This is a genomic window from Catenovulum sp. 2E275 (assembly GCF_025515275.1).
GTDB lineage: Bacteria > Pseudomonadota > Gammaproteobacteria > Enterobacterales > Alteromonadaceae > Catenovulum.
Genome location: NZ_JAOPFU010000033.1, coordinates 25326 through 50776, shown reverse-complemented (window position 1 = coordinate 50776; position 25451 = coordinate 25326). Strand labels below are relative to the sequence as shown.

Genomic DNA, 25451 nt, shown 5'->3' with positions numbered 1-25451 from the left:
CGCAAATTCGCCTTGTTCTCAGAAAAAATCCCTCACTAGAAAAAGAACTTAAACTAAAAACCAATAAATTTAAGGCTTTAGCTAACTTCTTATCCAGAGTTGAGGTTAAATAACCCGAATTCTGGTTATTCTTAATCTCTTAAAAATAAACTTAATTTTGCAACCAACTCATCTTTCACTATGGGTTTGGTTAAATATTCATTCATTCCGGCAGCTAAACATTTTTCTCTGTCTCCCTGCATTGCGTGGGCTGTTAACGCAATAATCGGAATGGTTTGATATTGCATACCAGCCTGTGCATTACGAATCGCTTTTGTTGCCTGATACCCATCTAATTCCGGCATCTGGCAATCCATTAAAATCAATGAATACGGGTTATCTGATTGGGCCGATAAATGTTCAATCACTTCACGTCCGTTTTTAACACAATTCACCTCAATTCCAATTTGTTCTAACATCGCTTGTACAACTAATTGATTAATTTCATTATCTTCGGCTAATAATAAACGCGCAGTAAAATTGATTGGTAATCCAGTATTGGCGTTTAAATTCGGCTCTAATGGATTAATGGAAGCGGTGAGCTGACGCGGTGTTACAGGCAGTGTTAAAATACGATCTGGGTTTAAATTTAGCGTTAAATTTGGGTTTGGGTTTGAGTTTGGCGCTAAATCTGGAGTTAACTGCTCTGGATTATCGGTGACAAACCACACTTTGGCAGAGTTGAACTGCGCTGGATTTTGTTGGCAAAGCTGCTGATAATCCTCGATATGTTTATCATCCAGCACAATATAATCAATTGCTTTTGTGCTATTTATATTAAACCTTGAGTTAATTGAATTAAGCACATCATTCAGCGTGATCTCCAATAATTCCGCGCCTAGTCTGCGTAAATTAGCTGTTAACACACTGCGGCTTAAACCCGACTGTAACAAAACCAAAATTACTTTATGTTTGAGCGGATAATTTAAATCAGCCGATATATGTTTATTGGCTTTATTTAGGTTTATCTCAAAACTAAATTCACTGCCCTGATTAAGCCGGCTGTTTACCCAAACTTTACCATTCATCAGTTTACAAAGTTTTTGCACTATAGATAAACCTAAACCCGTACCACCATAAAGGCGGGTAGTAGAGTTATCTGCTTGAGTAAATGCATCAAATAACTGAGCTAGTTTCTCTTTAGCAATGCCAATGCCGGTATCTTTTATCCGGCAATTGAGTACACAGCCAACACTTGAACTGAGTTTAAGTTCGGCGCTAATCTCAACTGAACCAGTTTGAGTAAATTTAATCGCATTGCTAATTAAATTAAATAAAACTTGTTTTAATCTGGCTGGATCGCCCTGAACCCAATTGGTTTCTATCCCGGATACATCCAGCGCCAGCTCAATATTTTTTTGTTGGGCGATATGGCTAAACGATTCAACCACATTACTTAATACATCAAACAAACTAAACTCGGTATATTCAAGGTGCAGTTTACCGGCTTCAATTTTAGAAAAATCGAGAATATCGTTTAAAATATGCAATAAAGACGTCGCGCTGGTATGCGCAATTTCAATCTGCTGTTGATGATGTTTTGGTAAAGAGTGGGCTTTTAAAATAACCTCCAGCATACCTAAAATGCCATTCATCGGTGTTCTGATTTCGTGGCTCATATTGGCCAGAAAATCACTTTTTGCCTGAGCTGCTACCTCTGCTGCTTCTTTCGCTTGTACTAAGGTTTGCTCTGCTAAAATCCGGTCGGTTATATCCCAATTGGTGCCGATCATTTTTATAGGATTATTATCGGAATCAGTTTTTACATCTGCAACTGCTTTTATCCATTTGATTTCACCAGTATGTAGTAAGATTCTGAACTGAGTATCGAATTTTTGTAAAGATTTAATCGATTTATCAATCTGTGCTTTTGTTTGGATTACATCCTCTTCATGTAACATCCTTAACCAAGTGCTTGAAGTATTATTAAATTCTTCACGATCAACTGCATAGATTTTATGCATGGTTTCATCCCAAAGCATATTATCTGATTCAAAATCCCATTCCCAAATGCCAACACCAGCTGCATCAGTCGCTATAGTTAAACGCGATGAAAGGTTTTGCTGTATCTGTTGTTGTAACTTTCGCTCAGATATATCCTCAACAATTGACCAGATTAATTTACGACCAGTAGTGTCTTCAATTAAAATACCGTTTAATAAAACCGGATAATAACTGCCATTTTTTTTAATATATTCTTTTTCATACGGACCATAATTTTTATAAAGTTTTAAACTATTTAGTTGGGCTAACTCGTCTTGTTCATATTTTTTAGGGGTGACTTGCCAATAATTAAGTTGTAAGAATTCTTCTTTGTTATATCCGGTCGAGGTAAGTAAAGCTTGATTAATATCAATAAACTGACCCGTTTCAAAGTCGTTTAATGCAATCCCAATAGGGGATAACTCAAATAAAGCCCTGAGTCGAGTTTCGCTCTCAGTTAACGCCGCCCTAGCTGCTTTTTGTTCACTGATGTCACGTGCTATTCCTAAATAACCATTTATTTCTCCATTCACATCTAATAATCGAGTTACAGATAAATAAACCGGAAATTTAGAACCATCTTTTCTAATATAGGTCCATTCATTCTCATCCACACAACCTTGAGCACTTTTTGCTATAAATGTTTCAAATCCAGGATTTACCGGCTGGTTTAACTCTTCAGTTAATACTTTAGCCCTGTTAACAACTTCATCAAATTGATGGAATATAGCTGGGGTTTGTTTATGAATCATTTCTTCTTTACTATAGCCGAGCATTTTTTCTGCCCCATGGCTAAATACATTGATAATCCCCTCGGGATCTGTCGAAATAATTGAAAAGTGGGCACTGTCTAAAATTGCATTACGCCAATTATTACTTTCTTCTAATTGGATCAGAGCTAGTTTCTTTGATGTTATATCTGTATGTGTGCCTGAAATAATTTGCGCTTGTCCATTAGAATCTCTTCGAGTTACTTTTCCTTTTGTTCGAAGCCAAACCCAGTGGCCATTTTTATGGCGCATTCTAAGTTCATACTCATAAACAGAAACCGTATTCTCTAAACATTTTTTTAGCTCTAACAATGAGTTTTGATAATCTTGCGGATGGGTTAATTTTTCACATTTTTCATCAGTTAAAGGGGTTAATTCAGCTAATTGATAACCTAGCATTTGTGCCCAAATCGAATTGATTTGAAAAGTTTGATGTTGCAAATCCCATTCCCATGTCGCTATTTGGGTCGCTTCGATGATATCTTGTAAGCGTTGTTGTTGTGTTTTTAAAGAGTTCTGGCTCAGGTTTATTTCAGTAATGTCTCTGATTATAATCAAATTTTCAGATAAACTGATGGGAGTTAACCTAAGTTCAAATTGGAAATGTTTGGATTCAATATATTGTTCAAAAGTTACAACTTGTTCAGCTAATTGGAGGCCAGGGCTTTGTAACATATTTAATAATGTATTACTCGCTTGTTCACAAATATACCAAGATATGTGTTGACCATTTGGTATTTCTGCATGAAACAACTGACAAAAAATATCATTATAATCCAAAATAAAGCCAGCCTTATCGACTACAACTAAAGTATCTGGAATAGAATGGATTAAATTATTTAACCGAAGTTTTTGGTTAACTAGGTCTTTACTGAGTTTTAATTCATTGCGGGCATTAATCTCTTCCAGGACACAAGCGCTAAAATCAATCAGACATTTTTTTTGTTCTTTAGTTAACTGACGAGGTTTGTAATCAATGATACATAAGGTACCTATTGCCATTTCATTGATAATTAATGGCATACCAGCATAAAATCGTATGTTTGGCGATTTTACAATTAAAGGATTATCAGCAAATCTAGGATCAAGCAGTGTGTTTTCAACAACGGTTAATTCTTTTGTATAAATTGAATGCCCGCAAATTGATATCTCTCGGGCTGTTTCATTAATATTTAGTCCCTGTTTAGACTTAAACCACTGCCTATCTAAATCGACTAGGCTTACTAAAACGATAGGTACATTAAAATAAGACTTAACTAGCCTGGTAATACGGTCAAACCTTTCCTCTGGTGGTGTATCTAACAACTGAGTTTGTTGGAGTATTTTTAGTCGTTTTAATTCATCTTTTGGAATTGGGGCTTTTTGCATCACTCAGCCTTTTAATTTTTCAAGGTTACAGATATAGCTTAATCGAGAAGTTTACTTAATGGCTACTTTTTTGCACTTAATCTAAATCAGTTAATGCTAATGAACTCTATTTTGGTGCACGCTGAACCAATAATAAATTTTAGCGGCTATTTTATTTCAATAAAAAATAAAATAAATTTATATAAATCAGTATCTTAGTTTTTTGGCATATAACTTGAATGTTCTTGGTTATCCAAAGGCGGGTAAACAACAACTCGAGCGTTTATGTTGTTTTTTCAATGGCGAAGAATCAACCAAATTTAGGTAAAGAATTTGATGAACAAAAAAGCAGTTAATTTAAAACAAACCACTTGTCCGTATTGTGGTGTTGGGTGTGGCATCGATGTTACAGTCGATGATTTAAAGCTAACTCGAGTGAATGGCTCTTCGGAACATCCCGCCAATTTTGGACGCTTGTGCGTTAAGGGCTCATCTGTTTTAGAAACCAATGATATGTCAGGGCGATTACTGCAGCCCATGATAGGGAATTCAGAAGTTTGCTGGGACGAAGCCACCCGATATGTTGCCAACCAACTTAATAATACAATTGCAGAGCATGGTGCTGATTCAGTTGCATTTTATGTGTCAGGGCAACTCTTAACCGAAGATTATTATGTTGCCAATAAACTGATGAAAGGTTATATCGGCAGCGGGAATATAGATACCAATTCACGTTTATGTATGTCGTCTGCGGTGGCTGCTTACAAACGTGCATTTGGCTCTGATACTGTACCATGTAACTATGAGGATATTGAAGATACAGACTGTTTAGTTTTATTAGGTTCAAATGCGGCCTGGACACATCCGGTTTTATTTCAGCGGATGGAAAGAGCAAAACAAATTAATCCAGATATGAAAGTGGTGGTGATTGACCCACGAAAAAGTGCCACAACAGAGCTGGCAGATTTACATTTAGCGATTAAACCCGGAACAGACGTTGCCTTATTTAATGGCTTACTGAACTATTTAAGTGCAAATCAACTGCTGGATAACGAATATATTTCGCTTTCAACTGAAGGGCTAAACACCGCTTTGGAGAAAGCTAAACCTTGGACAATCGCAGAGGTAGCGCTTTATTGTGATTTACCTCAAACGCAAATTGAAACCTATTATCAATGGTTTGCACAAAGCCCAACTGCCATTACATTTTATTGTATGGGTGTAAACCAATCGGTTCAGGGAACAGATAAAGCCAATGCTGTGATTAACTGCCATCTAGCCAGTGGTAAAATTGGTAAAGCAGGCAGCGGACCTTTTTCTATTACCGGCCAGCCAAATGCAATGGGCGGGCGCGAAGTGGGTGGTTTAGCGAATATGCTCGCCGCACACATGGATATTGAAAATCCCAAACATAGCGATTTAGTCCAAAGATTCTGGCAATCACCCAGGATCGCTAAAACAAGCGGCTATAAAGCTGTCGAGATGTTTGAAAAAGTAAAATCCGGTGACATTAAAGCGATCTGGATTATGGCGACTAATCCGGCGGTGAGCTTACCGGATGGCAATGAAATTGCTAAAGCTTTAGCAGATTGCCCCTTAGTTATTGTGTCAGACTGTATTGCTAATACAGACACGGCTAAATGGGCTAATGTACGTTTTCCAGCGACAACTTGGTCAGAAAAAGATGGAACCGTAACGAATTCTGAACGCCGCATATCACGTCAGCGTGGCATTTTGCCACCTCCGGCCAATACTAAACACGACTGGCAAATTATTTGTGATGTTGCAAAAGCTATGGGCTTTAACCGTGGTTTTGCATTTGAGCATCCGGTTGATATTTTTGAAGAACATGCCAGATTATCCGGTTTTGAAAACAACGGTAGCCGCGATTTTGACATTAGTGGCTTAGCTGGCATTAACCAAACTCAATACGATAAATTCAGACCTTTACAATGGCCTGTTACAAAAGCCTATCCGAACGGCCGCGCCCGTATGTTTGACGACGGCAAATTTTATACGCCATCTAAACGCGCCCGTTTTATTGCGGTTGAGCCAATTGCGCCGCAGCAAAAAACCAGCGAAGCTTATCCATTTGTTTGTAATACCGGCCGGATTCGGGATCAATGGCACACCATGACCCGCACAGGCAAAGCGGCTAAATTAAGCGCTCATATCAGTGAACCTTTTGTGGCTATTCATCCAGATAACGCACAAGCATTAAACTTAACCGAAGGTGCCGTTGCCAGAATATTTTCAGAGCAGGGCGAATCTTTAGTTAAAGTTAAACTTGATAGCGGTCAGCGTAAGCAGGAATTATTTGTGCCCATGCATTGGAATCAGCAATTTGCCGCAAACGCTAATATTAACCGGGTATTTAAAGGGGCGGTTGATCCGGTTTCAGGTCAACCGGAACTGAAGCATGCCGCGGTGAATATAGAAGCTTATCCGGCAGATTTTTATGGTGTTATGGTGGGCAAAAATCCAATGTTTGTTGATTCAGATTATTGGGCAAAATCGCCAAGCAGTGCAGGTTTTTCTACCAGTTTTGCCGGACAAGGCGAAGTCTCCGACTGGCTGGATTGGTGTCAGCAAAGAGCCAATAGTCAGGGCGAATGGATTCGGGTTGAAAACCAACAAAATAAACAGTTCAGAATATTTTGTTACAAACAAAATGAATTACAGTTTGTCTGCTACGTACAAGCCACCCCATTTGCTGAAGATGTCTCTTGGCTGACTGAAATTTTTGGACTGGCACAATTTGACCGAGAAGAAATTAACGCCTTAATTACTGCGATTCCAACGCCGGAAATTGCAAAAGGCCGACAAATTTGCAGTTGTTTTAAAATTGGTGAAAAACAAATTATTGAAGCGATTGTTGATTATGGTGACGATACAGTCGATAAGTTAGGGCAGCGATTAAAATGCGGTACTAATTGTGGGTCGTGTAAAACCGATTTAAGCGGTTTAATTAAACAGCATTGTCCGGCTAAAGTGGCTTAGTTATAGTTTGAACGGCGGGCGATTAGCCCGTTGGCAACATACCAAACGTAACCGGATTAACGCTTAATGTTAAGCGATAAAAGTCAGTGGTATAATAACGCATCTTTTATCTTAATTAAGACCATTATGAGCGAACCATTTAAACACTATATCAATCTGATTGGTAAGGGCCAAAGAGCCGGACAAACCTTAACTCAGGCGCAAGCGTATGATGCCATGCAACAAATTTTGCAAGACAAAGTCACCCCTGAGCAGTTAGGGGCGTTTTTAATGTTGCTGAGAGTGCGCGAAGAAACCGCTGAAGAATTAGCCGGTTTTACGCAAGCTTGTCGCGAATATGTGAATCCAGAATTTGCAGGCTTAACGGTCGATTTAGATATGGGGTGTTATGCCGGTAAGCGGCGTCATTTACCTTGGTTTTTATTAGCTGTAATGGCAATGGCGCAGCAGGGATTAAATATTGCTATTCACGGCACCGCAGAGCCAGATTCTCAGCGTTTGTATTTAAAAACCTGTTTGGCTGAATTTGGCGTTATGCCAGCCGAAAATAAACAAGAAGCAGAACAGCAATTAGATAAATTGGGTTTTTGTTATCAGGAATTAGCCAGCGTTCACCCTAAACTCGACCAACTGATTCAGCTACGTGCTTTATTTGGATTGCGTTCACCGGCAAATACTTTAGCGCGAATGTTAAATCCGTTTAATGCTGAGTTTAGTTTGCATGGTGTTCACCATCGTAACTTTGATATCCGGCATATTGATGCAGCGCAAATTTTGCAAGATAAAAACGTGTTATGTTTTCGCGGAGAAGGTGGTGAAATTGAGTTTAATCCGGAACGTGAAGTGACTTTGCATTGCGCAAGGCAAGGCCAAACCAGCCAGTTTATTTTGCCTGCCGGGCTGGATAGCTGGCAAGTAAAACCAAGAGAATTAGATATTAACTCACTCAAAAATGTATGGCTGGGTGCAGAGCAAAATGATTATGCAACACAGGCGATAATCGGCACGATTAATATTATGTTGTTATTAACTCAGAGCCAGTTAACGGATGATTTATCTGATAGCGCAGAAGCTATTAAACAAACAAGGTTCAAAGCAGAGCAAATATGGCAACAAAGACAGTCGGCTAACTGGCCGTTAAATTAATTCATTTGTTTTTCTGGTACAGCAAAATTGCGTGGGCAATTTTGCTGCTTTCCTATTGGTTTGGTTTTTATTTTTAAGTTATTGAAAATTAAATAAAAAATATAAATTAATGCTTGACTCATCTCACTTTTATCGACTAATCTAATCCTAGCTTTCACATCCGGCATCACTTTCAAAACTAATTTTTTTAACCTTAAAAATGTTACTTGGGAGTGACTCATGGAAATCAAAAAATCGAAACTAGCTTTAGCTATTTTTTCATTAATCAGCACTGGCGCTGTGACTTTACCGAGTTATGCGGCTTCAACTTTATCTGAAGCGATAACCGAAGAAGGTAAAGCCAGCCTTGCTTTGCGCGCACGATATGAAGGCGTTGAGCAGGCCGGTAAAGCAGAAGATGCTAAAGCGATGACTTTAAAGTCTAGCCTGACTTTAGCAACCGGCTCTTACAAAGGTTTTTCTGCGTTAATTCAAGGCGATATGACCAGCTCATTAGGCCCAGTTGAATATAACGATACTTTAAATGGCCGCACTCAATATCCTGTTGTAGCCGATCCAATTGGCGGCGATATTAATCAAGCTTTTCTCAAATATACCAATGAGCAAACGCAAATCACCTTAGGTCGTCAAATTATTACTCATTTAAATCATAGATTTATCGGGCATGTTGGTTGGCGACAAAATATGCAAACTTACGATGGTGTGCGTATTCAAACTAACCTAGATGCAGTTAAGCTGGATTATTCGTATTTAATTAATAACAGCACCATTTTTGGTACAGATGTTGAGATTGATGCGCATAATTTATTAGCCAGTTACAGTATTAATCCTGAACACAGCATTTCAGGTTTTGCTTATTTATATGAGCAAAATGATGTAGACACTAATACTTATGGGTTTGATTACACAGGCAAAATGGCTGGTATTACAGCACATGCCAGCTATGCGATACAAAGCCAGAGTGCGGGTGATTATGATGTAGATTATTTTGCGTTAGACTTTAGCTATAAAATTGCGGCGATTAACTTTACTTTAGGTTACGAAGCGCTTGGCAGTGACGATGGCGCTTATGGCTTTCAAACGCCACTGGCAACCAAACACGCCTTTAATGGTTTTGCCGATAAGTTTTTGGCAACTCCAGCCGGTGGTTTAGAAGATATTTATATTAAAGCGGTTTATAAATACGATGCGTTAACCCTGATTGCGTTTTATCATGATTTTAGTGCCGCAGAGGGGAATACCGATTATGGCCAAGAGCTTGATTTAGTGGCTTCTTATCAGATTAATCAAACTTTTTCTGTATTAGCTAAATATGCTGATTATAACGGCGATGCGGGTGATGACATTAGTAAAACTTGGTTACAGCTAGAAGCTAAATTTTAATGCCTTAGCTAACTTCTTATCCAGAGCTGAGGTTAAATACAGTTTTACGACTAAAAAATCAGGTTGGCTTTGGTTAACCTGATTTTTTGTTTTAGTTTTATGTTTTTTAAACCTCGACTATGGATAAAAAGTTAGTTTTTCGCTTTGGGGTCAATTTGGCTCACTCAATTCGTTTTTTTGGCAGTTGTTATTTTTAATTACTGGCTAATTACTCGCTTAAAAATGTCTAATTAATTGAATTTAAATAAAAAATATTTAGGGTTAAATTAGCTCAGCGCCAGTTTTTTTAACGATTTAATCTCACTTTTTATGCTCAAAATCGGCCTTTGTCACAAAAGTTTAATAGCAAAAACTTGGCTGTATCCGTTTAATGCGCTCAACAGCGTTACACACAAAATTATTTTAAAAAACTTCAAGGATACAAAAATGAATATGGCATCATTTAAAGTGAAAAAATTGGCCGCAATTTGTGCTGCTGCTTTAATCGCGCCTACTGCTTTTGCCGGTGACATTATTGGTAAAGTCACTGACCAGTCAGAACAAAAAATATTTAAAGGGGCAAAAGTATCTATTGTTGAACTAAAGCGTTCAACCACAACTGATTTAATTGGTGAATATCGTTTTGATAATTTACCAGCCGGTAACTACACATTAAAAGTTGAATACTTAGGCGAAACGCCAAAAACATTTCCGGTAACCGTTAATGAATCTGGCTTAGTTGAAGAAAAATTATTTTTAGGTGAAGCGGTTACCATTGAGCACATGATTGTTAGTGCACAGCGAGCAGGTCAAGCTGGTGCGCTTAATATGCAAAAAAATGCTGATAGCATTAAATCAATTGTCTCGGCTGATGCGATTGGTCAATTTCCGGATCAAAACGTTTCAGAAGCTTTGCAGCGCCTACCGGGTATGTTTATTGAGCGAGATCAGGGTGAAGGCCGCTTTGTGGGGATTCGTGGTATTGATCCTAACTTAAACAATGTCACCATTAATGGTTTAAATGTACCGTCACCAGAAGCCGGTGTTCGTTCAGTGGCATTAGATGTTATCCCGTCTAACTTAGTGGGTGCACTTGAAGTATCTAAAACGGTTACACCGGATATGGATGCTGATGCAATTGGTGGTTCAATTGCGGTTAAAAGCTTAAGTGGTTTTGATCGTCCGGTACAAACCATGAGTTTTTCTGGTCAGGTATCACAAAACCAATTAAGAGACGAAACCAGCCCAAAATTATCAGCTAGTTTTACTGACAGCTACAATGATGAGTTTGCGATTGCCGCGGCGCTTTCTTATTCGGAGCGTAACTTTGGTTCAGACAATATTGAATCAAACGGCGATGATGAAATTGAACAAAGATTTTACGATATTACCCGCGAGCGTACCGGTGCTGCGGTAAACTTGGATTATCGTCCAGACTTTAATAACCAATTTTATCTTCGCACTTTATACAGTGAATTTTCTGACAGCGAATTTAGATTAAGCAATACATTTGCATTGGAAGATGGCGAAATTGAACGCGGCACTAAAGACAGAAAAGAAACTCAAGAAATTATTTCATTAACGGCTGGTGCAGAACATTTAATTAATAGCTGGAAACTTGAATATCAGCTTGGTTATTCAAAAGCGACTGAAGATAATCCAAACGCATTATATTACACCATTAAAGCTGAAGACTTAGACATTTCAAGCGAAATGCAAGGCCAAAAACCTCAGGTTTCACAACCAAGTGAGGCAATGGATTTGGCAAATTATGAGTTGGATGAGGTGTCTGATGAATCAGAAAAAGCTCAAGATGAAGAAACCAGCTTTAAATTAGATTTAACCAAAACCTTAGAAATTAATGGTCGTCCGGTTGAATTTAAAGTTGGTACTAAATATCGTCAACGTGAAAAAACAGCCAGCGCCAACTTTTTAATTTATGACGGCGGTGATGCGTTTGACAGCTTTGATGCCAGCGAATTTGCGGTGCAAAACCTTGACTGGAGTTTAGGTGATTTTGGTCCGGGCTTAAATCGCAGCGGTTTACGCCAGCATTATCAAGCAAATCAATCAGGGTTTGAGTTAGCTGAATTAGACTCAGAAGCTGAATCTCAAGGCGCATCTTATACCATCAACGAAGATATTTTTGCCGCTTATGCTATGGCTAAGTTTGATATTGGTGCATTGGGTGTTGTTGCCGGTGTGCGTTATGAACAAACTGATTTTTCAACTCAAGGCCAAAGAGTGGAAGTGGTTGAAGATGAACAAGCTGATGATGAATATGTCGATACTACAAGCTGGACTGGTGAGCGTGACTACAGCAAAGTATTACCAAGCGTAAACTTAAAATACCAATTTTCAGATCAAATCATTGGCCGCGCTGCATTTACTCAAACTTTAGCTCGTCCTAAATTTGAAGATGTTGCTGCGTTTCAGATTATTTCAACCACTACCGAAGAAGATGACGGTGTATTTGAAACTGAACGTGAAGCAGAAGTTGGTAATCCTGAGTTAAAACCCTATTTTTCAGATAACTTTGATTTATCAATTGAATATTATCCGGGTCATATCGGGGTGTTATCAGCTGGTTATTTCCATAAAAACATTGATAACTTTGTTGTGATCGCCAATGTAGCCGGTACGGGTGACTGGACAGAATATGACGAAGTGTATCAAGCCATTAATGGTGAAAGCGCAACATTATCTGGGATTGAATTAGCTTGGGTTAAAACATTTGATTCTGGTTTATTAATGTCTGCCAACGCGACATTTACTGATTCAGAAGCCACTACCATAGTTGATGGTGAAGCGTTTGAAACTCAATTACCAAACCAGTCAGACACCACAGCTAACTTTACGTTAGGTTACGAAAGCGACTTATTAAGCCTGCGTTTAACCAGTGTGTATAAGAGCAAAAACTTAGAAGAGATTGACGATGGTCTGTTGCGTTATGAAGATGCGCACACCCAATTTGATTTCACCGCTAAATATTACATCAACCAACAAACGCATGTGTATTTTAATGCCGTTAACTTAAATGATGAGCCTATGTATCATTATTTTGATAACAAAAATACCAATGCTCAGTACGAAACCTATGGCCGTACTTTTGAGTTAGGTTTTAGCTGGACATCATTTTAATGAAGTTATTTAAAACAAGCTTAGTGATATTACAGTTTGTTTTACTTTGTACAGCGCATGCCGCGCTGTACAAAGACGAACTTTGGTATCAGCAACACCCGATTAAAAATTTAACCGTTACTGAAAACGCCATTAACTTTATTGTTGTTGGTGACTGGGGACGCAACGGACATTTTCAGCAAAAAGAAGTCGCTGAACAAATGGACAATGCAATGTACTGGTTAGATGGCGACTTTATTGTATCGGCCGGAGATAACTTTTATCCCGATGGCATCGCCAGTGTGAACGACCCTTATTTAAAATCTTCGTATGAGGATATTTATTCAGGCCCGCATTTATTTGAACCTTGGTATGTGGTGTTAGGTAATCATGACTATCGCGGTAATGTTCAGGCGCAAATTGATTACAGCAAAATTAGCAAACGCTGGAATATGCCTGCCCGATATTACAGCAAAACCTTATCTATTCCAGAAAGTTCAGACGAATTATTACTGATATTTTTAGATACCAATCCGTTTGAAGCTAAGTATCAGACTGAAGAAAAATACGCCGCGGTGCGCGCCGAAAATGGACAAGCTCAACTTAGCTGGCTGGAGCAATTATTAGCTGGCAGCACAGCTAAATGGAAAATTGTGATTGGTCATCACCCTATGTACAGCAGTGGTAAGCGATATGGCAAAACCGATTCGGTTCGCCAAAAATTAGAGCCTATTTTAGAAAAATATAAGGTACAAGCTTATTTTGCAGGGCACGAACACGATTTACAGCATAACCAAATTAAAGGCAAAACGGTGCAGCATTTTATCTCGGGAGCGGGTTCAGCTGTGCGTGAAGTAAAAGCACGGGAATTTACCGAATTTGCCGAAGCACAAGCCGGTTTTACCGCGCTTTCTGTTAGCCAAAATAACATTCTTGTGCAAATGATAAATGCAAAAGGCGAGATTATTTATCGCACTCAAATTGCTAAATAACCCGTAGTGTTACCCAACTCGCTTTTTTAAAAAATTAAACAAATAGTTAGAATTAAGGTTAGTTTTAAAATGAAATTATTAAATGTGTCTTTACTGGCAACGGCATTAATTGCCGGATTATCTGGCTGTAGTGCACAAAGCAAGGTTGAAAATACCGGCTCTGCATTTACATTAAGCAGCAAAACGCTATTACAAAAAGATAAATTAAATGGCCAGAAAATAATGCCGTTTGGTACTGAGTTATGGCTTGCCAATAGTGAAAACGACGGGGTTATGTTATTAGATAACCAAGGCACTATTTTAAGCCAGCATAGCGGCAATTATGAGGCGCTGGATTACCGCCGAATTGGCTCGCAAAGTTATTTAGTTGCTAGCGTTGAAAAAGAAAATGGCCGATTAGACTTATTTAGCCAGCAAATTAGCCAAAATAAGGCAAACAACCAATTTAAATTATTAGCCAGTATTAAACCGCAAAACAGCGCAATTAATAATATGTGTTTGTATCAGGCTAAATCGCAAGATATTTATGCGTTTATTCTAACGGCTCAAAATATGGTTGAGCAGCGCATGGTTTATCAGGCTAGCCAAGACCAAGTGGTTGATTATTTAATTCGGGAGTTTCCAGCGCCACCAGAAAGCTCTGCCTGTAGTGTCGATGATAAAACCGGCCAGCTTTATATTGCTGAAGAAACAACTGGAATTTGGCAATATCCGGTTAATCCAGAGCGTGATTTATCGCGCAATGCAATTGCAATGCAGCAGCCTTTTGGCGAGCTGGAAGGCGAAATTAAAGACATTCAAATATTAGCTGACGGCAGTTTATTAGTTGCGTTACCTGAAATTGCGCAAATCCAGCATTATCAAGTTGCCGCAGACAAAGCTGAAAAATGGTCAATGCAGACATTTCAGCTAGAGCAGCACATTGCTAATGAAAGTATTAGTGCGAAAACTTTGGATAACGACAAAGTTGAACTGGCATTTTATGATGATGAAGCCGGTGATTATAAAACGGCGGTTGCCCCAGTTAAATTAAATAAACGAGTATTCAGCGAAAGTGCGATTACTGAAATTGCCGCCGATGACGAAACTGCACCCGTTGAAAAGTTTGGTGATGCCGCAGATGATCCGGAAATTTGGGTTAATCAACAAAACCCAGAGCAAAGCTTAATTTTAGGAACAGACAAGCGCTACGGTTTATATGTATTTGACTTAAATGGCAAAATTAAAAACAGTATCGCCTCAGGTCGAGTAAATAATGTTGATATTAGCTATGGTGCAACTTTTAACGGCGAAACATTTGATTTTGCAGCGGCAAGTAACCGCACCCATAACAGTATTTCGCTGTATAAAATTACCAAACAAGGCGTGGTTTCAACATTAGTTGATTTACCAACCAGCCTGCCGGATGTATATGGTTTATGTACTTATCATTCAGCTAAAACCAATCAATATTATGTATTTATTAACGATGAAAGCGGATTATTTCACCAATATTTAGTGGATTTCTCCGGTGCTCAAATTAAAGGTAAATTAGTACGCGAATTTGCGGTTAAATCTCAACCAGAAGGTTGTGTTGCCGATGCGGATTCACAAACTTTATATCTTGGCGAAGAAGATGTTGGTTTATGGAAAATCTCAGCCGAAGCGGATGGTGGTACATTACCTGAGCTTGTCTACGCAGTAGATAACAAAGTATTGTTTGACGATTTAGAAGGTGTGTCGATTTATCACGGACAAGATCACAAATATTTAGTGGCATCGAGTCAGGGTAACGACTCTTATGTGGTGTTTTCACTCAAAACACACCTGCCAGTGGCGAATTTTAGCATAGTTGCTGACCCACAAAATGGAATCGATGGCGCATCCGAAACCGATGGTTTAGCCGTCACCTCAGCCAACCTTGGCGCTCAATATCCAAACGGATTATTAGTTGTACAAGACGGCCGTAATGTGATGCCAGCTCAGCCACAAAATTTTAAATTAGTAAGCTGGGATAAAATAAGCCCTTTAATTAAAGAGTAAATATTAAAAATAAGAGTTTAAAATAATCACCGTAAAAGGCGGGGCAGGGTTAGAGCTGCCCCGTTTTTTGTTTTAAGAATTAGCAATAGAGTCATAGTCATACTCTGAGGCTTTTTAATCTTGTATTTTGGGTTGGTGGCAGGTTAGTGTGTTAAAAAATTTAAGACGATGAACTTTGTTCATAGGGTGTGCTGGGAAAAGTTATTTTTGTATTTTACTAACCAAACGGCCGTTAAGCCGTTTGTTAACAACTTGGTTAGTTTCTATTAAGCCTAGAGCTCTTTTCGGACAATCTCAGCGCCGGTACTTAAAGCCTTTAATTTACTCCTTGCCACATGACGCGATAAAGGGGCCATACCACAATTAGTCGAAGGATAAAGCTTATCGGCATCAACAAATTTAAGTGCTTTTCGTAAAGTATTGGCAACTTCTTCTGGTGTTTCAATTATATTACTTGCAACATCAATTGCCCCAACCATGACTTTTTTACCTCTAATTAGTTCAATCAGATCCATAGGTACACGTGAGTTTTGGCATTCTAAAGAGATAATATCTATGTTAGATGTTTGCAATTTTGGAAAAGCTTCTTCATATTGGCGCCATTCGGAGCCTAATGTTTTTTTCCAATCTGTGTTAGCTTTTATCCCATAACCATAGCAAATGTGTACTGCTGTTTCACATTTTAAGCCTTCAATGGCTCTTTCTAATGTTGCAATACCCCAATCATTAACTTCATCAAAAAATACATTAAACGCAGGTTCATCAAATTGAATAATATCTACACCAGCAGCCTCTAACTCTTTAGCTTCTTGGTTAAGAATTTTAGCAAATTCCCAAGCTAGCTTTTCTCGGCTTTTATAATGGTCATCATATAGTGTATCTATCATAGTCATAGGCCCAGGCAGAGCCCATTTTATTGGTTGTTTAGTTTGCTGGCGTAAAAATTTAGCGTCATCAACAAAGACGCTTTTTTGACGCGAAACAGCGCCAACAACTGATGGAACACTGGCATCATATCGATCACGGATCTTAACCGTTTGACGTTTTTCAAAATCTACTCCGTCAAGATGCTCAATAAATGTTGTTACAAAATGCTGGCGTGTTTGCTCGCCGTCACTAACTATATCAATCCCTGCATGTTCTTGTTCTTGTAAAGACACACGTAGCGCATCTTTTTTTCCGTCTATTAACTCGTCGCCATTTAATTTCCATGGGGACCATAGTTTTTCAGGTTCAGCAAGCCAAGACGGTTTAGGTAAGCTGCCAGCAGTTGAGGTAGGAAGTAATTTTTTCATAATAGATGTCGTTATAAATCTTTGTTAATTATAAAGTATAGTTAGCAGACCATTGCTCAAGAACTGTTTGGTATGGTTTGATAAAATTTTCTTCAGCAAACTTACCTTGCTCTATAGCTAATTTGCTACGTTCTGCGCGGTCATAAACAATTTGAGTTAATGAATGATCTTTATTTTTCAGTTTTGGTTGATATAACTTTCCTGCTGTCGCATTCGCATTATAGATTTCTGGGCGGTAAATTTTTTGAAATGTTTCCATCGTACTAATAGTACTAATCAGCTCAAGATTTGTATAATCATTGAGTAAATCACCAAAAAAATAGAAAGCTAAGGGAGCAACACTATTTGGTGGCATAAAGTAACGAACTTGTAGCCCCATTTTTTTGAAATATTGTTCAGTTAAAGATGATTCATTCGGATAGTACTCGTAACCTAATACTGGGTGCTGATTTTCTGTTCTTTGATAAATTTTGTTATCTGAAACAGATAAACATATTACCGGTGGTTTTTTGAAATGCTGTTTATATGCATCTGAATTAACAAAGCATTTGAATAGCTTTCCATGTAACTCACCAAAGTTTTCAGGGATGCTAAACTTATCTCGTGTTTTGTTGTGCTCAAGTAGTAGTACACTAAAATCATAATCTCTGACATAAGAAGAAAAATTATTTCCTACAATTCCTTCAATGCATTGATTCGTTGTGTGATCAATAATATTTGTTTTTAATATTTCAATTGATGGAAAGCTTTGCCCACTACCTTCAATATCTATATCCACTGAGATGATTTTAAGTTCAACAGAATAACGATCTCCCTTAGGATTATCCCAATGGCTTAACGCATTAAAACGATTGTTAACCATTTCTAAGGCATTACGTAAATTATTTTGTCGGCTTTTTCCTCTAGCCAAATTAGCAAAATTGGTGGTGATGCGAGTATTGTCTGATGGCTGATAATTTTCATCAAAGCAAATGCTTTTAATCGTAAATGTAAATTCTGTATTCATCGTATCTGGTATCCAATTTTATAACACAACCTGAATATATTTTTCATACACTAAGGCATTACGGCTTTTTCATGCTGATTAAATAGGCTTTTAAACTATTTAAGATTTAGAAAAGACAGTTCTAATAATGCCTGAAGTAAGAACAAGGTAATTTATACAGGGAATTAAACGTGAATAAAATTGTTTGTATTTCATATTTAAAGTGAAAAATATTCAAGATTGGTTTAAGGGCTGATAAATCCAATCTAAGATTTATTACACTGGGATTATTTAGCGAGTTAAAAGTAATAAGAAAAAAGGAAATTTATTTGTGATAGAGAAATAAGGGAAGCTTTAGATAGTTAGTTAATTTTGATTAATAAGTAATAAAAATTAACTAACCAGAGTTATTAAACAAATAAAATAATATACCAGTAGTATAGAGGGAATTAAGAATCTTTTTCTATTTTTTCAATTCCTTGAGTATGCTTTTCGGCTTTCAGTTTATGGTGAATCGCTGATTTAATTAAAATATAACAGCTTATCGGGGCTGTGATTAATAAAAATACCGAGATTAAAATTTCCTTAAAACTAAACCCTGTATGGGTAGCCGAAAAATAAATCATAGCGGCAATTAACAAACAAGCCATGCCCAACGTAGTTGCTTTGGTTGGGCCATGCAAGCGCATAAAAAAATCCGGCATTTTAACCAAGCCAATAGAGCCAATTAAAATTAATGTGCCGCCAATTAGCAATAAAATTGAAACTATCCATTCATACATCATAGTTATTCGATTAAATCGCCTCTTAATAAATATTTACATAAAGCAACTGTGCTGACAAAACCTAACATCGCAATTAATAAAGCAGCTTCAAAATATAAACTGGTGTCGTTATGCAAACCATATAAAACAATTACCGCAATCGTATTAATATACATGGTATCGAGCGCCAGTATCCTGTCCGGCACAGAAGGGCCTTTAATCAGTCGCCAGATATTGAGCAATAAAGCGATACCCAACATGGCAAATACAACAATAATTACTGTACTTAACATTGAAATATCTCCTTTAATGGTGCTTCGTAGCGGGTTTTAATTTGTTGAATTAGCTCAGCTTCATCTTTTAAATCCAGCACATGAATTAACAAATATTTTTGCTCATCTGATTGGCTAATATGATGTTCTTCACTAATTGGGTAAACTTCCGCACTCACTGTACCCGGCGTTAACGAAACCGTACTCGCCAATAAGGTAATCGGCAAGGCATCTGTCATATCTAACGGGACTTTAACAAACGCCGGTCGCAGTTTTTTATTCGGCCCTAAAATGAGTACCGCCACTTGCATATTGGCAGTAATAATATCGTAGAGCACAATTAAAATTTGTTTTAATGCCAGAAAAGGTTTTTTAACGGATGAATGTTCGTCACGAAACGGGCTAGTTACCCAAGGGATCACAATCGCCAAAACACTCCCTAAAATAATTTGTCCGGCAGATAAACTATTGTTTAATAACAGCCAAACAACTAATAAAAGTAAACTGGTGGCTGGTGTCGGAAATATTTTTTTTAATAACATTATAAACCTCCAACCGTTTGAGTTAATGCGCTTACCTGATGCAATTGCATGGCGGCCTGTAAACAAAAATCGGTAATGGGCTTGGCAAAAATAACAAGCAGTGGCGAGACAAATACTAAAATGTAAGTTGCCAAAATTTGCATTGGATGAGCCGGTTGCGTATCGTTTTTATCCGCATCAATTGGATTGTTTTGCCAAAATACAATTGAGCCAGCGCGGGTAACTGCAACTAAAATTAACAGGCTAGAAATTAAATAAACCGGCCAGAACACCATATATTCAGCTTGTTGAAACGTCGCTTTTAAAATCCAGATTTTGCCAATAAAACCAGAAAGTGGCGGCATGCCAATCACAGTTAATGCGGCCAGAAAAAAGCCAAAACCTAAAACAAAACCTTGTTTGACAGGTCTGCCAGTGGTAATTCTGTCTGCAACTTTTCCGCGTTGGCGGGCAATTAAATCGGCAAATAAAAATAATGCGGCGCACACCAAGGTTGAATGCAGCAAATAATAAAGGGCTGCTGCGGTTGCTTGCGGTTGTTGCAAACTAATTAACGCAGTTAATGTGCCGGCAGAAACTATCACTAAATTCGCAATCAGTTTACGCATATCCTGACTGGCTAATACGCCAAAAGTACCAATCGCAATTGTGGCTAATCCACCATACCATAACCAGTTTTGACCTAACGAAGCCAGAGCACCGTTTTCGGGGGCAAATAATAAATTATAAACCCGTATGGTTGAATAAATGCCTACTTTGGTCATTACCGCAAATAAAGCCGCAATAACCGGCATTGCAGTTGCGTAGGTATTTGGTAACCATAAATGAAGCGGCATTAATGCTGCTTTTAACGCAAATACAATAAATAATAATGAGCCGCCCACTTTGGCAATAAAAATATCATCGCCGGTTAATTTGGGTATTCTAGCAGCCATATCTACAATATTCAGACTGCCGATTACACCATATAAAGTACCCAGTGCGATTAGAAATACCGCAGAACCAACTAAGTTGATGACCACATAATGTAATGCCGCACGGGTATTATGTTTGTCTCCGGCATGCATTAGTAATGAATAAGAGGCGATTAATAACACTTCAAAAAATACAAATAAGTTAAATAAATCACCGGTTAAAAATGCGCCGCTGACCCCCATTAATAAAAAGTGTACTAACGGATGGAAAAAGTTACCTCTGGCATCATCTCCAGCGCAGCTATATAAAACGCAGCATAAAGTGAGTAATGAAACCAAGGTAGTTAAACTGACAGCTAGTAGATCGGCTGTTAAAACAATACCAAAAGGCGCTTGCCAGTTACCAATTGCATAACTGGTTATACCGTTCTGGAGTACTTCATTTATTAAGTAAATATTAATAAGTAAAGTAATAAAAGCAAAACTAACAGATGCAAAACGTCTGATTTTTAAGTTTTTTCCACAAGGCGGCAAAAGTAATAACAAAGCACTTAACAGCGGAAATAAAATAGGAAAAGCGACTAAATGCTGCATATTTACTTTTTACTCCCAGCTTTTTTTACTGTGCTATTGCTGCCTTGCACATTAACAAAATCATTGCCTAAATCGGCACGTGCACGAATCGCTAAAATAACGGAAAAGGCAGTCATAGCAAAACCTATCACAATGGCTGTAAGCACCAAAGCCTGTGGTAGAGGGTCAGCATGTTGGGGAGATGCCCCTAAAATAACCGCCTGATTAATTGATAAACGTCCAGATGCAAATAAAAACAGATTGACTGCATACGACAACATGGTTAACCCTAATACAATTGGAAAGCTTCTCGCCCGTAAAATTAAAAACACCCCACAAGCAACCAAAACACCAACACAAATTGAATATAACAGCTCCATTAATCTGCTCCTCTGGCTTTTTCTTGCTTATTTGGCTCATTGGCTGTGAGTTTACCTAAGCTGGCGAGAATCATCATGGTTGAACCAACCACAGTTACATAAACCCCTAAATCAAATATTAAGGCGCTGGCCAGTTCAGTTTTACCAACTAAAGGAATATCAAAATAATCAAACCAGCTTGTTAAAAACGGACGAGCAAACACCAAACTGCCCATACCGCAAATCAGTGCAATCATCACCCCAATAGCAATAATTTTACGATAATTGATGGTTAAGCGTTCTGCTATCCAGTTAGAGCCATGCGCAATATACTGCAGAATAATTGCTGTTGCCGTGATTAGACCGGCAATAAAACCACCGCCCGGTAAATTATGCCCACGTAAAAAGATAAATGCAGAAACTAACAACGCAAGTGGTAACAGGGTTTGTGAAATAGTGGCTAATAATAAGGGGTATTTTTCTTTTGCCCATTTGCGGCCTTCACCATCGGTTGCAGGCATAAATAAGGGTAAATTAACCAATACTTTGTAAATACCTAATGCGGCAATCCCAAGTACAGTAATTTCACCTAGGGTATCAAAGCCCCTAAAATCCACTAAAATCACGTTTACGACGTTAGTGCCGCCACCGCCGGTTTTAGCGTTTTCAATAAAAAATTGTGAAATAGAATCAAGTGGTCGGGTAATAATGGCATAACAAATACTGCCAATGACGACCCCACAAGCCGAAGCGATAGATAAATCCCGCAATACCCGAATCGAGCTGGATTCTTTTGGGGTATGTTGTGGTAAAAAGAATAGCGCTAGCATTAACAAAACAATGGTGACAACCTCAACACTTAACTGGGTTAAAGCTAAATCAGGTGCAGAAAAACGGGTGAATGCAACCGAAACCATTAAACCCACAACTGAGATCATCAATAAAGCAATCATTCGATGACGATGCCAGATAACCGTTGCCAGCGCACCAGCAATTAATAAGCTGGTGCCGACTGCGTTAAACATATCAATATTGTGCGGTGTATTTTGGCCAACCAACTGATGCATTTCAAATAAAGGAGCACCAGCGGCAAATAACACTAGCATAATCAATAAAATGGTATACCGCTGAAGCGATCCGTTCTCAAATTGTTTAATGCGTTTTTGGCTCCAAATAAATAAATAATCCAGTGCCTGATCAAACATAGCTTTTGCACTTAAACTCGGCAAAGAGGCCTGAAACTGGAATAAATATTTACGTTGGGTATAAATTAAAATACCGCCGCCTACTGCAACGCCACTCATTAATAGAGGTAAATTAAAGCCATGCCAGATCGCAATTTCAAATACTGGAGTTGCTTCAGTTAACACCGCCATTGAGGCAACCTGTAATAAACCGTCAACGATATAATTTGGGAACATACCAACGACAAAACACAGCGCTACTAATACTTCAATTGGTACTCGCATATAACGCGGCGCTTCGTGCGGTTGTTTTGGTAAATCGATTGGATCGCCGTTAAAAAACACGTCGTGAATAAAACGGGCTGAATAGGCAACTGAAAACGCACCCGCGACAGTTGCTAATACCGGAATTAACCAAGACATAGAGCCTAAAAGCTGCGAATGCAAAGTCTCAGCAAAAAACATTTCTTTAGATAAAAAGCCGTTTAATAAAGGCACACCGGCCATCGCCGATGCTGCAACCATAGCTAAAGTAGCGGTGTAGGGCATATACCGCCACATACCGTTGAGTTTTCGCATATCACGGGTGCCGGTTTCATGATCAATAATACCGGTCGCCATAAATAAAGAGGCTTTAAAGGTAGCGTGGTTAATTATGTGGAAAATAGCAGCAACCGTCGCAAGCTCGGTATCTAAGCCCAATAATAAAGTAATTAAACCTAAATGACTGATAGTCGAATAAGCTAATAAACCTTTTAAATCATGCTTAAACAACGCAACATACGCGCCTAGTAATAAAGTAGCTAAACCCGTTAAGCTGACCAGTAAAAACCACATTTCAGTACCGGCTAACGCTGGGTAAAACCGTGCCATTAAAAATATACCGGCTTTTACCATAGTCGCCGAATGCAGATAAGCACTCACCGGAGTTGGCGCAGCCATTGCGTGCGGTAACCAAAAATGAAATGGAAACTGAGCTGATTTAGTAAATGCACCTAATAAAATTAATACCAGAGTCACTTCATACCATTGGCTTTGTTTTATTAATTCGCCGCTGGCTAAAATATCGTCCAGTTGATAACTACCAACAATATTACCAATTAACATTAAACCAGCTAATAAGGCTAAACCGCCAGCACCAGTAACGGTTAACGCCATTAAAGCGCCTTTGCGGGCTTCGGCTTTATCATTCCAGTAACTAATTAATAAAAAAGAACTAATGCTGGTTAATTCCCAACAAAACCAAAGCTGGATAACATTGTTAGATAAAACAATGCCGAGCATAGCTGTCATAAACAGCATTAAATAAGCATAAAGTTTAGACAGTGAATCTTTGTCACTTAAATAATAGCGGGCATAAAAAATAATTAAGCTGCCAATGCCTAAAATGAGTAGCGCAAATAAAAAAGCTAAGCCATCTAGCCTAAAGCTAATGCTTAAATTAAGTTGTTCCAGCCAATTAAACTGGCTATATAAAATGTCGCCATTAAAAACAGCAGGGGCGTGATATAAACAAATGGCTAATGCTGCAATTGGCGCAAGCAAAGTAATTGCTGCGGTTTGATTACGACTCAACTTCGCCGTTAGCGATGAGATCAGACTGCCGAGAGTTGTCAGTAGTGGGATCCAAAATAGCGCCATAGGTTTAAATCCATGAATTAGTTTATATTCTTATATTATTACGGAATAATAAAACGATTGTCTATTCATTTACATGAGTCTAACAGAAATTCATTGTTTGACAAATTATGTCAAAGCGCCGTTTTAACAGCGCTGTTGCCCTTGTATAGTCTATGAAAATTATGACAATTTAATTTGTTTATTTATCAAATACTCATTAAGCAAAAGTGCAAAAGTAATAATAGCACCTCCCAGCAATAAGCGGCCAATATCTGCATCCCGATTCCAAATGAGTAGGTTTACCACAATACCTGCCGGGATCAGTAAATTGTTCATCACAGCTAATACACCTACATTTACCAGAGTGGCTCCTTTATTCCACACAAAAAAGCCAATGCCAGAGGCAACAATGCCTAAATAAACTAAAATACCCCATTGAGTTGACGTGACCGGAAGCTGGGTTAAATCGCCAAATAACAACAAACAAATACTGGCAGTAATTAACGCGCCGATAAAAAAGCAGCCAAATACATTAGCTTGTTTAATGTGTTGGTGATTTTGCATTAAGCGTTTATAAAACACCTGACCACTGGCAAAACATAAATTGGATGCCTGCACAATTAAAAAGCCAATAAAGAAGCCTTGGTTTAATCCATCAAAACGAATAGCCACCGCACCTAAAGTGGCAATAAACGCACTGATAAAAAAGGTTTTATTAAAACGCTTTTCAAGGGCATCGTTTAATAAAGTGACATAAATTGGGGTCATTACGGTAAATAGTAATACCTCGGGTACAGTTAAATATAAAAACGAATGATAATAAAAACCGTACATTGCCCCTAACTGAACTGCGCCAATTAACATTAATTGAGTGGTTAATTTAGTTGAAAGTTGTTTTATCCGTAAAAATGGTAAAAAGACTAATGTGGCCAGAGCAATGCGAGTCCATACTGAAAACCAAGGATCTACCTGACCTGCCAGATAAACACCAATTAAACTAAATGAAAAAGCCCAGAGTAGGGTGATAGTTAATAAATAAGCCATGAATTATTTTAATATGTTGTTTTGCCCGCTATTTTGCAGGCTATAGCTATTAGCTGCAAGTATTTACAGGCAGGAAGTGAACAAACATAAAACAATCGATAGATCGGCGTTTACGCCG

General features: G+C 38.2%; 16 protein-coding genes. 6 read left to right on the top strand and 10 right to left on the bottom strand.

All coding sequences use genetic code 11. From position 1 onward, the window contains the following. Positions 1–131: 131 nt before the first annotated feature. Complete coding sequence (locus N7931_RS14280; protein ID WP_262794975.1) at positions 132–4160, bottom strand: PAS domain S-box protein; 4029 nt, start codon at positions 4158–4160, stop codon at positions 132–134. A 315-nt stretch (positions 4161–4475) separates the two neighbouring features. Here N7931_RS14280 and N7931_RS14275 point away from each other — a divergent pair, with 315 nt between their 5' ends. The 6 genes from N7931_RS14275 (at position 4476) to N7931_RS14250 (ending at position 15781) form a co-directional block, all read left to right on the top strand. Next, on the top strand, positions 4476–7139 hold the full coding sequence (locus N7931_RS14275; protein WP_262794974.1) for a nitrate reductase: 2664 nt from the start codon (positions 4476–4478) through the stop codon (positions 7137–7139). Positions 7140–7205: 66 nt separating this feature from the next. Then, positions 7206–8285 carry a glycosyl transferase family protein gene (locus N7931_RS14270; RefSeq protein WP_262794973.1) on the top strand — a complete coding sequence of 360 codons (1080 nt, stop codon included), beginning with the start codon at positions 7206–7208 and terminating at the stop codon, positions 8283–8285. 219 nt (positions 8286–8504) lie between these two features. Continuing rightward, the gene (locus N7931_RS14265) at positions 8505–9668 is read left to right on the top strand and encodes an alginate export family protein (protein WP_262794972.1); all 1164 of its coding nucleotides are present in this window, start codon (positions 8505–8507) and stop codon (positions 9666–9668) included. 426 nt (positions 9669–10094) lie between these two features. Continuing rightward, positions 10095–12788 carry a TonB-dependent receptor gene (locus N7931_RS14260; protein WP_262794971.1) on the top strand — a complete coding sequence of 898 codons (2694 nt, stop codon included), beginning with the start codon at positions 10095–10097 and terminating at the stop codon, positions 12786–12788. Then, positions 12788–13759, top strand: a complete 972-nt coding sequence (locus N7931_RS14255; RefSeq protein WP_262794970.1) for a purple acid phosphatase family protein — start codon at positions 12788–12790, stop codon at positions 13757–13759. The genes N7931_RS14260 and N7931_RS14255 overlap by 1 nt, the downstream gene beginning before the upstream one ends. 69 nt (positions 13760–13828) lie before the next feature. Next, entirely contained in the window at positions 13829–15781 is a 1953-nt protein-coding gene (locus N7931_RS14250; protein WP_262794969.1) for a phytase, read from the top strand. Between the two features lie 272 nt (positions 15782–16053). Here the strand turns inward: N7931_RS14250 and N7931_RS14245 are convergent, their stop codons facing one another. From N7931_RS14245 to N7931_RS14205, 9 genes are all read right to left on the bottom strand, one after another. Continuing rightward, positions 16054–17076 (bottom strand): methionine synthase, encoded by a 1023-nt coding sequence (locus N7931_RS14245; RefSeq protein WP_262794968.1) that lies wholly within the window; start codon positions 17074–17076, stop codon positions 16054–16056. A gap of 28 nt (positions 17077–17104) precedes the next feature. After that, the gene (locus N7931_RS14240; protein WP_262794967.1) at positions 17105–18082 is read right to left on the bottom strand and encodes a DUF1852 domain-containing protein; all 978 of its coding nucleotides are present in this window, start codon (positions 18080–18082) and stop codon (positions 17105–17107) included. Between the two features lie 428 nt (positions 18083–18510). Beyond that, positions 18511–18846 carry a Na+/H+ antiporter subunit G gene (locus tag N7931_RS14235; RefSeq protein WP_262794966.1) on the bottom strand — a complete coding sequence of 112 codons (336 nt, stop codon included), beginning with the start codon at positions 18844–18846 and terminating at the stop codon, positions 18511–18513. 2 nt (positions 18847–18848) lie between these two features. Then, a complete protein-coding gene (locus N7931_RS14230; protein ID WP_262794965.1) occupies positions 18849–19118 on the bottom strand; it encodes a K+/H+ antiporter subunit F in 270 nt (89 codons plus the stop codon). Beyond that, positions 19112–19639 (bottom strand): Na+/H+ antiporter subunit E, encoded by a 528-nt coding sequence (locus N7931_RS14225; protein WP_262794964.1) that lies wholly within the window; start codon positions 19637–19639, stop codon positions 19112–19114. The genes N7931_RS14230 and N7931_RS14225 overlap by 7 nt, the downstream gene beginning before the upstream one ends. After that, positions 19639–21147, bottom strand: coding sequence for a monovalent cation/H+ antiporter subunit D (locus tag N7931_RS14220; RefSeq protein WP_262794963.1), 1509 nt, complete (start codon positions 21145–21147; stop codon positions 19639–19641). Before N7931_RS14220 ends, N7931_RS14225 begins: the two co-directional genes overlap by 1 nt. A 2-nt stretch (positions 21148–21149) precedes the next feature. After that, positions 21150–21506 carry a Na+/H+ antiporter subunit C gene (locus tag N7931_RS14215; RefSeq protein WP_262794962.1) on the bottom strand — a complete coding sequence of 119 codons (357 nt, stop codon included), beginning with the start codon at positions 21504–21506 and terminating at the stop codon, positions 21150–21152. Next, a complete protein-coding gene (locus N7931_RS14210; protein WP_262794961.1) occupies positions 21506–24310 on the bottom strand; it encodes a monovalent cation/H+ antiporter subunit A in 2805 nt (934 codons plus the stop codon). Before N7931_RS14210 ends, N7931_RS14215 begins: the two co-directional genes overlap by 1 nt. Before the next feature lie 159 nt (positions 24311–24469). After that, positions 24470–25333, bottom strand: coding sequence for a DMT family transporter (locus tag N7931_RS14205; RefSeq protein ID WP_262794960.1), 864 nt, complete (start codon positions 25331–25333; stop codon positions 24470–24472). Positions 25334–25451 lie beyond the last annotated feature (118 nt).

Coding starts and splice junctions, on each gene's coding strand:
- N7931_RS14280 (WP_262794975.1), bottom strand. CDS start 4,160: ATGCAAAAAGCCCCAATTCCAAAAGATGAATTAAAACGACTAAAAATA.
- N7931_RS14275 (WP_262794974.1), top strand. CDS start 4,476: ATGAACAAAAAAGCAGTTAATTTAAAACAAACCACTTGTCCGTATTGT.
- N7931_RS14270 (WP_262794973.1), top strand. CDS start 7,206: ATGTTAAGCGATAAAAGTCAGTGGTATAATAACGCATCTTTTATCTTA.
- N7931_RS14265 (WP_262794972.1), top strand. CDS start 8,505: ATGGAAATCAAAAAATCGAAACTAGCTTTAGCTATTTTTTCATTAATC.
- N7931_RS14260 (WP_262794971.1), top strand. CDS start 10,095: ATGAATATGGCATCATTTAAAGTGAAAAAATTGGCCGCAATTTGTGCT.
- N7931_RS14255 (WP_262794970.1), top strand. CDS start 12,788: ATGAAGTTATTTAAAACAAGCTTAGTGATATTACAGTTTGTTTTACTT.
- N7931_RS14250 (WP_262794969.1), top strand. CDS start 13,829: ATGAAATTATTAAATGTGTCTTTACTGGCAACGGCATTAATTGCCGGA.
- N7931_RS14245 (WP_262794968.1), bottom strand. CDS start 17,076: ATGAAAAAATTACTTCCTACCTCAACTGCTGGCAGCTTACCTAAACCG.
- N7931_RS14240 (WP_262794967.1), bottom strand. CDS start 18,082: ATGAATACAGAATTTACATTTACGATTAAAAGCATTTGCTTTGATGAA.
- N7931_RS14235 (WP_262794966.1), bottom strand. CDS start 18,846: ATGATGTATGAATGGATAGTTTCAATTTTATTGCTAATTGGCGGCACA.
- N7931_RS14230 (WP_262794965.1), bottom strand. CDS start 19,118: ATGTTAAGTACAGTAATTATTGTTGTATTTGCCATGTTGGGTATCGCT.
- N7931_RS14225 (WP_262794964.1), bottom strand. CDS start 19,639: ATGTTATTAAAAAAAATATTTCCGACACCAGCCACCAGTTTACTTTTA.
- N7931_RS14220 (WP_262794963.1), bottom strand. CDS start 21,147: ATGCAGCATTTAGTCGCTTTTCCTATTTTATTTCCGCTGTTAAGTGCT.
- N7931_RS14215 (WP_262794962.1), bottom strand. CDS start 21,506: ATGGAGCTGTTATATTCAATTTGTGTTGGTGTTTTGGTTGCTTGTGGG.
- N7931_RS14210 (WP_262794961.1), bottom strand. CDS start 24,310: ATGGCGCTATTTTGGATCCCACTACTGACAACTCTCGGCAGTCTGATC.
- N7931_RS14205 (WP_262794960.1), bottom strand. CDS start 25,333: ATGGCTTATTTATTAACTATCACCCTACTCTGGGCTTTTTCATTTAGT.